This is a genomic window from Mesorhizobium sp. U510 (assembly GCF_059180695.1).
The window spans coordinates 1051570-1064991 of the sequence record NZ_CP180532.1 but is presented as its reverse complement, the minus strand read 5'-3'; the positions used below and the strand labels follow the sequence as shown (position 1 = coordinate 1064991).

Below are 13422 nucleotides of genomic sequence, written 5' to 3'. Positions count from 1 at the left end.
TAAACGAGAAAGGGCAGGAAATGAGCAACACGATCCGCGAAGCCGAGCCTGGCACCAGCGCGTCCAAGGTGACGCCGCTGCCGGCCCGCGCCGCCGCCAACACCCCCGTACCGCTGGACCATCGCATCGCGCGCAATCCCGGCATGAAACTCGACCTCGGCTTCATGGAATCGGTGCGCAGCGTCAACCGTTCGGCGCTGGAACGGCGCGTCGCCAGCCTGACCAAACGGCGTTCGATCAAGGCCGACAACCAGGCGGCCTGGCTGCTGCGCGCCGTCGCCTGCATGGATCTGACGACGCTGAACTCCAACGACACTGAGGAGCGCGTGCGCCGGCTCTGCGCCAAGGCGATCAACCCGTTCCGCCGCGACATCGTCGAAGGCCTCGGCATTGCGGGTGAAACCATCCGGCCGGCTGCCGTCTGCGTCTACCATCCCTTCGTCGCCACGGCCGTCGATGCCGTGCGCGGCACCGGCATTCATGTCGCGGCCGTCTCCACCGCCTTTCCGCATGGCCTGGCGCCCCTGTCGACCCGGCTGCAGGAAATCGAGGCTTCGGTGCGCGACGGCGCCGACGAGATCGATGTCGTCATTCCGCGCGGGCTGGTGTTCGGCGCCAAGTGGCGGGAGCTCTACAACGAGATCGTCTCGATGCGCGCCGCCTGCGGCGACGCGCATCTGAAGGTCATTCTGGGCACCGGCGACCTCGCCACTTTGCGCAACGTCATGCTGGCCTCGATGGTGGCGATGATGGCGGGCGCCGATTTCATCAAGACCTCGACCGGCAAGGAAAGCGTCAACGCGACGCTGCCCGTTGGCCTTGCCATGGTGCGCGCCATCAGGGCCTATTTCGAGGAAACCGGCTATCTCATCGGCTTCAAGCCGGCCGGCGGCATTTCCACCGCCAAGGCCTCGCTCGACTGGCTGGTGCTGATGAAGGAAGAACTCGGCCGGCCATGGCTGGAACCGGAACTGTTCCGCTTCGGCGCGTCGAGCCTTTTGACCGACATCGAGCGGCAGCTCGAGCATCATCTGACCGGTCACTATTCGGCCAATCACCGCCACGCAATGGCTTGAGCACCCACCCCGATCGGCTTCGCCGGTCGACCCTCCCCGCAAGGGGGAGGGTGAAGGAGGCACCCCCATGAATATTCTCGACCGCTATCATGCCATGGAATACGGCCCGGCGCCGGAAGCCCGCAACGAGGCCGATGCGTGGCTTGCCGCGCGCGATTTCGGCAAGGCGCTGTTCATCGACGGCGGCTGGAAAGCCGCTTCCGGCGGCAAGACCTTCGACACCAGCGAGCCGTCTTCCGGCAAGCTGCTGGCCAAGGTCTCCGACGCCAGTGCCGCCGATATCGACGCGGCGGTTGCGGCCGCCACCAAGGCGTTGCCGAAATGGAGCGCCAGTTCAGGCTACGCCAGGGCAAAGGTGCTCTACGCCATCGGCCGCGCCATGCAGCGGCATCAGCGCCTGTTCGCGGTGCTGGAATCGATCGACAACGGCAAGCCGATCCGCGAAAGCCGCGACATCGACGTGCCCCTGGCGATCCGCCATTTCATCCATCATGCCGGCTGGGCGCAAGCGCTGGACAATGATTTTCCCGGCCACAAGGGCGTCGGTGTCGTCGGTCAGATCATACCGTGGAATTTCCCGCTGCTGATGCTGGCCTGGAAGATCGCACCGGCACTGGCCGCCGGCTGCACGGTGGTGCTGAAGCCTGCCGAATTCACGCCGCTCACCGCCATCCTGTTCGCCGAAATCTGCGAGCGTGCCGGCGTGCCGAAGGGCGTCGTCAACATCGTGCAGGGCGGCCCAGAAGCGGGCGCGGCCATCGTCAACCATCCCGGCATCCAGAAGATCGCCTTCACCGGCTCGTCGGAAGTCGGCAAGATCATCAGGAAAGCCACCGCCGGGTCGGGCAAAAAACTGTCGCTGGAGCTCGGCGGCAAGTCGGCCTTCATCGTCTTCGAGGATGCCGATCTCGACAGCGCCGTGGAAGGCCTGGTCGACGGCATCTGGTTCAACCAGGGCCAGGTCTGCTGCGCCGGGTCGCGGCTCCTGGTACAGGAAGGCATCGCCGAGGCCTTGATCGCCAAGGTCAAGACGCGGATGAGCCGGCTGCGCGTCGGCAGCCCGCTCGACAAGAACACCGATATCGGCCCGCTGGTCGACTTGACCCAGCTTGACCGCGTCAAAGGCCTGGTCGCCGAAGGCGCCAGGCAGGGCGCCGTCTGCTGGCAGCCGGACGCAGCACTGCCGTCTTCCGGCTACTACCATCTGCCGACACTCGCCACCGGCGTTTCGCCGGCTAATATCCTGGCGCAGGAAGAGGTGTTTGGACCGGTTCTGGCGACCATGACCTTCCGCAACACCGAGGAAGCGATCGAGCTTGCCAACAACACGCGCTATGGGCTCGCGGCGAGCGTGTGGAGCGAGAACGTCAACCTCGCCTTGCACGTGGCGCCGCAATTGAAGGCCGGCGTGGTCTGGGTCAACGGCACCAACATGTTCGACGCCGCTTGCGGCTTCGGCGGCTACCGCGAGAGCGGCTTCGGCCGCGAGGGCGGGCGCGAAGGCATGTTCGAATATCTCGCGGCAAAGCTGCCGCTCGGACCGGTCATCAAGCCGGCGGTGGTCTCCGCGCAGCCCGTCGAGCAGGCTGACGGCGCGGCCATCGACCGCACCGCAAAACTGTTCATCGGCGGCAAGCAAATTCGGCCCGATAGCAATTATTCGCTGGCTGTCGCCACCGCCAAGGGCAAGCTGGCCGGCGAAGTCGGCTTTGGCAACCGCAAGGACATCCGTGACGCCGTCGCCGCCGCACGCGCCTGCAAGGGCTGGCCGGAAGCCACCGCCTATAACCGCTCCCAGGTGCTGTATTACCTGGCGGAGAATCTTTCCGGCCGCGCCGGCGAATTCGCCGCCCGTCTCAGTGAGCTGACCGGCGCCAACGCCAAGGCCGCGCGGGAAGAGGTAGAGCAATCCATCGAAAGGCTGTTTCTCTATGCCGGCCTCGCCGACAAGTTCGAGGGGCGCGTGCACCAACCGCCGGCCCGCGCCGTGACGCTGGCGCTGCATGAGGCGGTCGGCGTCGTCGGCATCGTCGCGCCGGATGCCTCGCCGCTGCTCGGCCTGATCTCGCTGATCGCGCCGGCGCTGGCCATGGGCAATACGGTGGTCGCGGTGCCTTCGGAACGCTATCCGCTGCTCGCCACCGATCTCTATCAGGTCATCGAATATTCCGACCTTCCGGCCGGCGCGATCAACATTGTCACCGGCCGCACGGCGGAACTTGCCGGCGTGCTGGCCAAGCATGACGATGTCGACGGGCTCTGGGTGTTCGCCGACGCCGAGACCTGCGCCAAGGCGGAGGCCGAATCCATCGGCAACCTCAAGCGCGTCTGGAGCGGCAATGGCCGCAGCCTCGACTGGGCATCCGACGAGGCGGCCGGCGATGCTTTCCTGCGCCGCGCCGTCGAGGTGAAGAATGTCTGGGTGCCTTACGGCGACTGACATTTCCAGACTGTCGCAATGGTGATCGTGTTCGGGCTTGACGCCCGGACACATGTTCTTTAACGAGAAAAAACATCTTTGTCAGTGAACTGGCTGCGACACAGGCCGCACAATCGAGCCTGACTGGCACATGACGCCTTGGCCGGCCGCCGATAAAGGCAGTTGACCCAAGCAGGCGAGGAAAGAAGCATGGCGGATCTGGCAGGCAAGGTCGTTGTCATCACGGCGGCGGCGCAAGGCATCGGCAAGGCGAGCGCGCTGGCCTTCGCCAAGACTGGAGCCACCGTCCACGCCACCGACATCAACGAGACGCTTCTCGCCGAACTCGCCAAGACGCCAGGGATCAAGACCCGCAAGCTCGATGTGCTCAACGACGAGGCGGTCAACGCCGCCTTCGCCGAGATCGGCCGCGTCGACGTGCTGTTCAACTGCGCCGGCTTTGTCCATTCCGGCTCGATCCTGGAGATGAAGGATGGCGATCTCGATTTCGCCTTCAACCTCAATGTCCGCGCCATGATCCGCACCATCAGGGCCGTGCTGCCCGGTATGCTGGAGCGCGGCGACGGATCGATCGTCAACATGTCTTCGGTCGCCGGCGCCGGCAAAGGCGTGCCGAACCGCTTTGCCTATGGCGTTACCAAGGCCGCTGTCATCGGCCTGACCAAGGCGATTGCCGCCGACTATGTCGGCAAGGGCATACGCTGCAACGCCATCTGCCCCGGCACGGTCGAGAGCCCGTCGCTGCAGGACCGCATGCATGCGCAAGGCGACTACGAAGCCGCCCGCGCCGCCTTCATCGCCCGCCAGCCGATGGGCAGGCTCGGCACGCCGGAGGAAATCGCCGATCTCGCCGTCTACCTGGCCGGCGCAACCTACACGTCCGGACAGGCCTATAATATCGACGGCGGCTGGTCGATCTGAGATCGGCTTCCGCTCCAACGTCTGCCGTGGATCGGGAAGTCTGAAAATCCAGCGCGCCGGCCCGCCCAACAGCTGTCCGAGCTTGCCCGGGAAGAGGTCGATGGGTACGGTCCGCCCGGCTCCCTGGGGAGCCATCGCCTCGGGCGGAGAGTTTGCAAAAGGCCGCGAGGCCGCAACCAGGAGAAGGATTTAGATGAAACTGCTGCGCTATGGCGAGGTGGGGAGCGAACGTCCCGGCCTGCTCGATGCGGATGGAACGATCCGCGATCTCTCCGCCCATGTCGCCGACATTGCCGGCACCACGCTTCATCCGGCCTCGTTGGAGATGCTGGGCAAGCTTGATCCGAAGTCGCTGCCGGTGGTTTCCGGCAAGCCTCGCCTCGGCCCCTGCGTCGCCGGCACCGGAAAATTCATCTGCATCGGCCTCAACTATTCCGACCACGCCGCCGAAACCGGCGCCACCGTGCCGCCGGAACCGATCATCTTCATGAAGGCAAGCTCGGCCATTGTCGGCCCGGATGACGACGTGCTGATCCCGCGCGGCTCTGAAAAGACCGACTGGGAAGTCGAGCTCGCCGTGGTTATCGGCAAGACCGCCAAATATGTCAGCGAAGCCGATGCGCTCGACTATGTCGCCGGCTATGCCGTTGCGCATGACGTCTCCGAGCGCGCCTTCCAGGCCGAGCGTCAGGGCCAGTGGACCAAGGGCAAGAGCTGCGACACGTTCGGCCCGACCGGCCCCTGGCTGGTGACCAAGGACGAAGTCGCCGATCCGCAGAACCTGAAGATGTGGCTGACCGTCAACGGCAAGACCATGCAGAACGGCTCGACCAAGACCATGGTCTATGGCGTCAAATATCTGGTGTCCTATCTTAGCCAGTTCATGTCGCTGCATCCCGGCGACATCATTTCGACAGGTACGCCGCCCGGCGTTGGGCTGGGCATGAAACCGCCGGTGTTCCTCAGGGCTGGCGATGTGGTGGAACTGGGCATCGAGGGCCTGGGCCAGCAGAAGCAGACGTTCAAGGCTGATTTGTAGGCGGCGGCTCCTGACCTTCTCCCCTTGCGGGAGAAGGTGGCCTCGCGAAGCGAGTCGGATGAGGGGTGCTCCAGGGAACGCCGACGCCTCACTTCGCTGGAGCACCCCTTGTATCTGCACGGAGGAGACTTTGTGCGATGGAAGCGACTGAGCCTCGAACCGGACGGCCATCCGATTCGAGGCTTGGCGAAGTCGCCCGACACCCCTGCGGCTACAACCGTGGATGAGCCTGGGATCTTCGTCTTCGTCACGCACGACCGAATAGTCGCTTGGCTCCAATCGCACGCACAAGGCAGGTTACCGTGAACACGACCCTCTGTGGAATAGATATTTCGAAAGACTGGCTCGACGCCCATATCGAGCCGATGGGAGCGGCAAACCGCTTCGCCAACGATGCGGCAGGCATCGCCGATCTGGCCGCCTGGTGTCAGAACCATGATGTCGAACTCGTCATCATGGAGGCCAGTGGCGGCTACGAACGGCTGGCCTTCCTGCTCTTGTGGGAGATGGGCCAACCCTGCGGCATGGCCAACGCGAGGAGCGTTCGCTACTTCGCCGAGGCAATGGGTTTCCTGGAGAAGACCGACAGAATCGATGCCGCCGTGATTGCCCGTTATGGTGCCGTCAAGCGGCTCAAGCCGACGCCGCCGCCGAGCGCGGCCCAGCAGCGGCTCAAGGCGCTGGTTGCGCGGCTTTCCCAGGTGGGAGGAGATCTCACCATTCAAAAGCAGCGCAAGAGCACCGCCGACGCCGAAACTATCGCCAGCCTCGATGAAGTGATCGCGCTGCTTGCGCGCCAGAGCCGCAGGCTCGAAGGTGAGATCGCCACGCTCATCGATGACGATCCGCTGTGGGCATGCCTCGACCGAGCCTTCCGCTCGCTCAAGGGTGTTGCCTCTCGCACCGTGGCGCGGCTGATGGCGCAGTTGCCGGAGATCGGCATCCTCTCCAACAAGGCCATCGCCAAGTTGGCCGGCCTGGCGCCGATCGCCAATGACAGTGGCAAGCGCAGCGGTCGAAGACCAGTGCGCGGCGGTCGGGCAGGGCCGCGCGGCGTCCTCTTTCTCGTTGCCAGCATCGTTGCCAAATATGATCCGCATCTGGCAGCTTTCAAGCAACGGTTGCAGACTGCCGGAAAGGAGAAAATGGTCATCCGCATTGCGCTCGCCCGCAAGCTGCTCGTCATTCTCAATGCAAAAGCACGCGACGCGCGTAACGAATTCGCAAATGCAACTTGACACCTCAGATAGTCGCTCATCCGTCTCGGCGCTGCGCGCCGATCCACCTTCCCCCACAAGGGGGAAGGAAAGGCGCGGTCCCGCGCTACTTGATCGTCTTCCCATCCGCGCCAAATCTATACGTCTTCGCCGGATCCGGCGTCGCATAGAGCGTCGCGCCCGGCTCGGCGTCATAGACGCCGAAAATCCGCACCGTAATCAGCCCAGCCTTTTCGCAGTCGAGATAAAGATTGGTGTCGGCGCCGAGATGCTCGGCATGCACCACCGTGCCCTTCCAGCTGCCTGACTTCGGATCGACGGTCAGATGTTCCGGCCGCACGCCGATGGTCTTGGCCGTCTCGCCGAGGCGCGCGCCGTCGATGAAGTTCATCTTCGGCGAGCCGATGAAGCCGGCGACGAATTCGTTCGCCGGTGAATTGTAGAGCTCCATCGGGCCGCCGATCTGCTCGATCCTGCCGGCGTTCAGCACGACGATCTTGTCGGCCAAGGTCATCGCCTCTACCTGGTCGTGGGTGACATAGATCATCGTCGCCTTCAGCCGGCGGTGCAACTGCGCGATCTCAAGCCGGGTGTTGACGCGCAGTGCCGCATCAAGGTTCGACAGCGGCTCGTCGAAGAGGAACAGTTTTGGCTCGCGCACCACGGCGCGGCCGATGGCGACGCGCTGGCGCTGGCCGCCGGAGAGTTCGGCCGGGCGCCGTTCGAGATAGGGCTCCAGCGACAACATGGACGAGGCGATGCCGATGCGGCGGTCGATCTCCGGGGCGGGCGTGCCGGCCTGTTTCAGGCCGAGGCCCATATTGTTCTTCACCGTCAGATGCGGGTAGAGCGCGTAGGTCTGGAAGACCATGGCGATGCCGCGCTTGGCCGGCGGCGTGACGGAGACGTCCTGACCGTCGATGACCACGCGGCCCGAGGTCGAATCCTCCAGCCCGGCGATGACCCTTAGCAAGGTCGACTTACCGCAGCCCGACGGGCCGACGAAGACGACGAATTCGCCATCGGTCACTTCGAGGTTGATGCCCTTCAGCACCTCGACCGGCCCGAAGGCCTTCTTCACATTCTCGATCTTCAGCGAGCCCACAATATTGTTCCTAGCTTTAGAGTTTGACGGCTGCGCCGCTGCGCACGCTCTCGTCGGCGGCAAGGCAGACGGCGAGTGACCTCACCGCGTCGTCCATGTGGCGGGTGAGATCCACATCCTCGCGGATCGCCTTCAGCACGAAGGCCTGTTCGAGGTCGCAGAGGTCCTGGTGTCCGGGTTCGCCTGCCATGGAAAGCATCTCGTCCGCCTTGACGAACTTGCCGTCCGGGCCGGTCGCCGCACTGTGCAGGCGGATGGTCGAGGTCTTGGTGTGGGTGTCGATGTCATCGGACTTCACACCTTCCTTCATGACGATCGACACGCAGCCATTCGGCGAGATGACGTCCTTCACGAAGAAGGCGGTTTCGGAAATCATCGGACCCCAGCCGGCCTCATACCAGCCGACCGAGCCGTCATCGAACAGCACCTGCAGGTGGCCGTAGTTGTACATGGTCGGCGCGACCTCCTGCGTCAGCCGCACGCCCATGCCACGCACCTCGACCGGCCTGGCGTCGGTGATCTGCAGCATGACGTCGAGATAGTGGACGCCGCAGTCGACGATCGGCGAGGTCGTCTGCATCAGCTGCTTGTGCGTCTCCCAGGTAGGGCCTGCGGATTGCTGGTTGAGGTTCATGCGGAAGACGTAGGGGCCGCCGAGCTTGCGCGCCTCGGCGATCAGCCGGATCCAGGACGGGTGGTGGCGCAAGATATAGCCGATCACCAGTTTCTTGCCGTTGGCCTTGGCGGCCGCGACGACGCGTTTTGCGGCGGCCACCGTGGTTGCCAGCGGTTTTTCGACGAAGACGTGGCAACCGGCCTCGAACGCCCTGACCGCATAGTCGGCATGGCTGTCGGAATAGGTGGCGATGCAGGCGACATCGGGCTTTTCGTCGCGCAGCGCCTCGTCGAAAGACCGCCTGATGCCATAGGCCGACAGCCCGTCCGGCAGCGGCACGTCGGAGCGGTTGATGAGGGCTGCGATCTCGAAGCCCGGATTGGTGTGATAGGCCAGCGCATGGCTGCGGCCCATATTGCCGAGCCCGGCGACGACGACGCGAAGAGGCTTTTGCGAACTCACTTGACGGCTCCGGAAGTAATGCCGCGGATCAGCTGCCGCGAGAAGATGACGTAGAGGATCAGCACAGGCATGATCGCCAGCGAGAGGGCGGCCAGAATGGCGTTCCAGTTGGTGACGAACTGGCCGAGGAAGAGCTGCGCGCCGAGCGTCACCGTCTTGGTCTCTTCCGACGGCGCCAGGATCAGCGGGAACCACAGATCGTTCCAGATCGGGATCATGGTGAAGACGGCGACAGTCGCCATCGACGGCCTGACCAGCGGCAGCACCAGCCGGAAGAAGATGGTGTATTCCGACAGGCCGTCGATGCGGCCGGCATTCTTCAAATCGTCGGACACCTGCTTCATGAATTCCGACAGGATGAAGACGGCGAGCGGCAGGCCTTGCGCGGTGTAGACCAGGATCAGTGCCGTCAGCGTGTTGACCAGCCCGCTCGCCACCATCAATTGCAGGATGGCAACGGTGCCCAGCCGGATCGGGATCATGATGCCGAGCGCGAGGTAGAGCCCCATCAGCGAATTGCCGCGGAAGCGGTATTCCGACAGCGCGAAGGCCGCCATCGCGCCGAACAGGAGCACGAAGAACAGCGAGGCGACGGTGACGACGAGGCTGTTCTGGAAATAATGGATGAAGTCGCCCTGGCCGATCACCGTGGTGTAGCCGATCAGGTCGAAGGTCTTCGGCGTCGGCGGCGTCAACGGCGCGCCGAAGATGCCGGCGCGGGATTTGAACGAATTCATGATGACCAGGATCACCGGGAACAGCGCGATCGCCGTGTAGGTCAAAAGGATCGCGTGAGCGCCGATGGTGCGGGGCAGCGAACGGGTGGCGGTGCTCATTGGAAGGTCTCCTGGACAATCGCGATCCGTGAGGTCGGCGCCCAGGCACCCCCCTCTGCCCTGCCGGGCATCTCCCCCGCAACGGGGGAGATTGGCAGCTTTTGCGTTGCCGCACGTCTTGCAACGCTGGAGATTGGCGAAGGCCGAAATGACATCCGATCTCCCCCCTTGCGGGGGAGATGGCCGGCAGGCCTAAGGGGGGTGTTCAGCCGTAACATATCCACCCCTCAGAACTGGTAGCGACGCAGGCGCGTCTGGACGAGGAACAGGTAGACGCAGACGCCGCCGAGGATGATCAGGAACATCATCGTGGCGATCGCCGCGCCCATATTGGGATCGCCGACCTGCAGCTGGAAGCCGAAGAAGGCGCGGTAGAGGAAGGTGCCGAGAATGTCGGTCGAATAGTTCGGCCCGGCGAGCGCGCCTTGCGCGGTGTAGATCAGGTCGAAAGCGTTGAAATTGCCGACGAAGGTGAGGATCGAGATGATGCCGATCGACGGCAGGATCAGCGGCAGCTTGATCTTCCAGAACTGCGACAGTCCCGTGATGCCGTCGCATTCGGCGGCCTCGATCACCTCTTCGGGAATCGACAGCAGGGCGGCGTAGATCAGCATCATCGGGATGCCGACGAACTGCCACACCGAGATCAGGCTGAGCGCGGTCAGCGCGTACTGCTCCTTGCCGAGCCAGGGCGTGAACAGGCTTTTCAGGCCGACGAGGTCCATCATATGCGGCGCCACGCCCCACAGCGGCGACAGGATCAGCTTCCAGGCGAAGCCGACGATGACGAAGGACAGGATGGTCGGCACGAAGATCGCCGTGCGGTAGACGGCCGCGAATTCTAAGCCTCGGGCTGGACAAGAGGGCGGCCAGCATGACGCCGATCGGGTTCTGCACCAGCATGTGGATGATGAAGAACCAGACATTGTTGCGCAGCGCATTCCAGAAATTCACCGACCAGTTGGGATCGCCGAACAAGGTGCGGAAATTGTCCAGACCGACAAAGACCTGGTGCTGCTCGATGTTGCGGAACAGCGAGAGCTGCAGCGTGCCGGCAAGCGGCAGGATCATGATCGCCGTATAGACGAGCACGGCCGGCGCCAGGAAGATGGCGATGTGCCAGCGAAACGGTCTTTTCGGTCTGATATCTGCGGCCATGAGTTCGGTTCCCGCCGTCTCTCGGTTCCAGACGATGTTGTTGCTAGATGATGCCTCGATGCACGGCCCCGACATCCTTGCCCGGTGCGGCAAGAACAAAGGCCTGCGACTGATCAGCCAGCCTTCCCCAAGACGAGCAAGGGTAAGGCCGCGAGGCGGTGCCGACAATCGCTATCTGAACGGACTTATTCTGAAAGCCAGGGTATCCGGAACCGGCCAGGCATGCGCCCGGCCGGCTCCGTTGCCTGAGCTCTTACTTCGCCGGCTTATACCAGCTGTCGAGACCGGTCTGCAGCTTCTTGGCCGCGGCTTCCGGCGTGTCGGTGCCGTTGATGACGTTGGCCGATTTAACCCAGGTCTCGTTCTCGAGGTTCGGCGTGCCGCGCGACAGGATCTGGTAGGTCGAGCGGATCGTCGACTTGCACTTGCCGCGCCAGGAGACGAATTCCTGCGCCAGCGGGTCCGCCATCTTCACCGGCGAGGAGTTCAGGCTGAAGAAGCCCGGCAGAGCGTTGGCGTAGATGGTGGCGAAATCCGGCGAGGCCACCCATGACAGGAAGGTCTTGGCCGCGTCGGCATGCTTGGAGGCTGCATTCAGGCCCATGCCGATATCGGTATGGTCGGAGATGTAGCAGGTGTCGCCGGCTTTCTCGACCGGCGGCGGGAAGGCGCCCATCTTGAACTGGGCCTGGGTGTTGAACAGGCCGATTTCCCACGAGCCGGCCGGGTAGATGGCGGCGCGGCCGAGCGTGAACAGGTTCTGGCTGTCCGGATAGGTCTGCGCTTCGAAGCCATCGCCGAGATACGGCTTCCACTTGGCCAGTTCCTCATAGGGCGCGACCCAGTCCTTGTCGGTCAGCTTCTGCGTGCCCTTGATCAGCGCCTGACGGCCGTCCTCGCCCTTCCAGTAATTGGGGCCGATGTTCTGGTAGCCCATGGTCGCGGCTTCCCAGAGATCCTTGGTGCCCATCGCCATCGGGATGTAGGTGCCGTCGGCCTTGATCTTGTCGAGCGCGGCGAAGAACTCGTCGCGGGTCGTCGGCACCTTGATGCCGAGCTTGTCGAAGGCGTCCTTGTTGTAGATGAAGCCGTGGATGACCGACGCCATCGGCACGCAGAAGCTCGCCTTGCCGTCATCGGTCTGCCAGGCGGACTTGGCGACCGGCGAGAAGTTCTCCATGCCGGGCAGCGCCGAGAGATCGGCGAGGTTGCCCTTCTTGTAGAGCTCGAGCGACTTGTCGAAGGGGCGGCAGGTGATCAGGTCGCCCGCCGAGCCGGCGGCGAGCTTGGCGCCGAGGGCTGCGTCATATTCGGTCGGAGCCGATGGCGCGAACACCACCTTGATGCCGGGATTCTTGGCTTCGAAGGCCGGGATCAGCTTGTCCTTCCAGATGGCAAGGTCGTCGCCGCGCCAGCTTTCGATGTTGAGCGTTACGTCCTCGGCATGAGCCAACCCGGCCGAGCCGAGAATGCTGGTGCCCAGAAGCAGTGCCGTCAGTAATTTCGTTGTCATGCTCAGTCTCCCTGTTGACCTTTTTCAGGTTCGGTTTTGATGAGAACAGAGGTTTTAGGCCCCTTGCTCCCCTCGATCGCGGAAAGCGCCGGTCGCAGCTTCTGGCCGGTTCCTTCCAGCAGTTTCTCCGCCGCATCGGCGCTGTCGGCGCCGGCGGCGAGCAGAATGGCGGTCTTGACCGCGCCGCCGCTCTTTTCGAGCAGCCGGGCGGCTTCGTTCCTGTCGCGCCCGCTGATGGCGGCGACGATGCGCGCGGCGCGGTCGCGCAGCTTGATGTTGTCGGCCATGAGATTGACCATGTAGCCGTCATGGACATGGCCGAGATGGACGGCGGTCAGCGTCGACAGCATGTTGAGCGCGATCTTCTGGGCGGTACCGGCCCCCATGCGCGTCGAGCCGGCGATCACTTCCGGCGGCGTTTCCAAGAGGATGGCGGTTTCCGCCTGACGCAGCAGCGCTGAGTCCCGGTTGTTGGCGATGCCGATGGTGGCCGCGCCACGGCGCCGGGCGTCCTCGATGGCGCGCACCGCATAGGGCGTGGTGCCGCTGGCGGAAAGGGCGATCAGGCAATCGCCGGCGCCGATGCCGGCCTTGGCGACCGCCGCCGCGGCTTCCTCCGTATCGTCCTCGGGGCCGCCGGCCAGCGTCTTGAAGGCCTCGTCGCCGCCGGCGATCAGGATGGCGATGCGGTCGCGCTGGATGCCGAAAGTGCCGGGAAGCTCCAGGGCGTCGGCCAAAGCCATCAGGCCGGAACTGCCGGCCGCGGCATAGGCAAGCTTGCCGCCGCCGTTCAACCGGCTGGCGATGATCTCGGCTGCCCGAGCGATGGCGGGGATGGCGTTGTGGACGGCCTTGGCGGCTTCGATCTGCGCATCGGCCAGCGAAACAAGGATGGCTTCCGGAGCCTGGATATCCAGCCCCTCGGCATTCCTGTGAAGCGCTTCGGTGCGCGTTTCAGCCATCCGTGTTCCTCCAATACCAGAACAATACCAAAAAAATACCACTTGTCCACACGCATTAACGAAATCGCGGAGAGGAA

General features: G+C 64.0%; 10 protein-coding genes and 1 pseudogene. 5 read left to right on the top strand and 6 right to left on the bottom strand.

The window, feature by feature from the left end; genetic code table 11:
- Positions 1–20: 20 nt before the first annotated feature.
- The 5 genes from deoC to ACLGL5_RS07175 all read left to right on the top strand — a co-directional run bounded on the left by deoC (position 21) and on the right by ACLGL5_RS07175 (position 6714).
- The gene (deoC, locus tag ACLGL5_RS07195) at positions 21–1076 is read left to right on the top strand and encodes a deoxyribose-phosphate aldolase (RefSeq protein WP_038651093.1); all 1056 of its coding nucleotides are present in this window, start codon (positions 21–23) and stop codon (positions 1074–1076) included.
- Between the two features lie 67 nt (positions 1077–1143).
- Positions 1144–3516, top strand: a complete 2373-nt coding sequence (locus tag ACLGL5_RS07190) for an aldehyde dehydrogenase family protein (RefSeq protein WP_069090657.1) — start codon at positions 1144–1146, stop codon at positions 3514–3516.
- 189 nt (positions 3517–3705) lie between these two features.
- Positions 3706–4437, top strand: coding sequence for an SDR family oxidoreductase (locus ACLGL5_RS07185; RefSeq protein ID WP_019862384.1), 732 nt, complete (start codon positions 3706–3708; stop codon positions 4435–4437).
- 193 nt (positions 4438–4630) lie between these two features.
- Positions 4631–5476, top strand: a complete 846-nt coding sequence (locus ACLGL5_RS07180) for a fumarylacetoacetate hydrolase family protein (protein WP_069090656.1) — start codon at positions 4631–4633, stop codon at positions 5474–5476.
- Positions 5477–5778: 302 nt separating this feature from the next.
- Positions 5779–6714: an IS110 family RNA-guided transposase gene (locus ACLGL5_RS07175; protein WP_010910050.1), complete on the top strand. Its 936-nt coding sequence runs from the start codon at positions 5779–5781 to the stop codon at positions 6712–6714.
- Between the two features lie 85 nt (positions 6715–6799).
- On the opposite strand, the gene ACLGL5_RS07170 is transcribed toward ACLGL5_RS07175, so the two are convergent.
- The 6 genes and pseudogenes from ACLGL5_RS07170 to ACLGL5_RS07145 all read right to left on the bottom strand — a co-directional run bounded on the left by ACLGL5_RS07170 (position 6800) and on the right by ACLGL5_RS07145 (position 13345).
- Complete coding sequence (locus ACLGL5_RS07170) at positions 6800–7798, bottom strand: ABC transporter ATP-binding protein (RefSeq protein WP_019862382.1); 999 nt, start codon at positions 7796–7798, stop codon at positions 6800–6802.
- 16 nt (positions 7799–7814) lie between these two features.
- Positions 7815–8876: a Gfo/Idh/MocA family protein gene (locus ACLGL5_RS07165; RefSeq protein WP_069090655.1), complete on the bottom strand. Its 1062-nt coding sequence runs from the start codon at positions 8874–8876 to the stop codon at positions 7815–7817.
- Entirely contained in the window at positions 8873–9712 is an 840-nt protein-coding gene (locus tag ACLGL5_RS07160) for a carbohydrate ABC transporter permease (protein WP_010912697.1), read from the bottom strand. The genes ACLGL5_RS07165 and ACLGL5_RS07160 overlap by 4 nt, the downstream gene beginning before the upstream one ends.
- 227 nt (positions 9713–9939) lie before the next feature.
- Positions 9940–10870, bottom strand: a pseudogene (locus tag ACLGL5_RS07155) (carbohydrate ABC transporter permease).
- Between the two features lie 253 nt (positions 10871–11123).
- Entirely contained in the window at positions 11124–12383 is a 1260-nt protein-coding gene (locus ACLGL5_RS07150) for an ABC transporter substrate-binding protein (protein ID WP_494372889.1), read from the bottom strand.
- Between the two features lie 2 nt (positions 12384–12385).
- Positions 12386–13345, bottom strand: coding sequence for an N-acetylmuramic acid 6-phosphate etherase (locus ACLGL5_RS07145; RefSeq protein ID WP_038651076.1), 960 nt, complete (start codon positions 13343–13345; stop codon positions 12386–12388).
- Positions 13346–13422: the final 77 nt, after the last annotated feature.

Excerpts from the sequence above, each read along its gene's own strand:
- deoC (WP_038651093.1), top strand. The coding sequence starts at position 21 with ATGAGCAACACGATCCGCGAAGCCGAGCCTGGCACCAGCGCGTCCAAG.
- ACLGL5_RS07190 (WP_069090657.1), top strand. The coding sequence starts at position 1,144 with ATGAATATTCTCGACCGCTATCATGCCATGGAATACGGCCCGGCGCCG.
- ACLGL5_RS07185 (WP_019862384.1), top strand. The coding sequence starts at position 3,706 with ATGGCGGATCTGGCAGGCAAGGTCGTTGTCATCACGGCGGCGGCGCAA.
- ACLGL5_RS07180 (WP_069090656.1), top strand. The coding sequence starts at position 4,631 with ATGAAACTGCTGCGCTATGGCGAGGTGGGGAGCGAACGTCCCGGCCTG.
- ACLGL5_RS07160 (WP_010912697.1), bottom strand. The coding sequence starts at position 9,712 with ATGAGCACCGCCACCCGTTCGCTGCCCCGCACCATCGGCGCTCACGCG.
- ACLGL5_RS07150 (WP_494372889.1), bottom strand. The coding sequence starts at position 12,383 with ATGACAACGAAATTACTGACGGCACTGCTTCTGGGCACCAGCATTCTC.
- ACLGL5_RS07145 (WP_038651076.1), bottom strand. The coding sequence starts at position 13,345 with ATGGCTGAAACGCGCACCGAAGCGCTTCACAGGAATGCCGAGGGGCTG.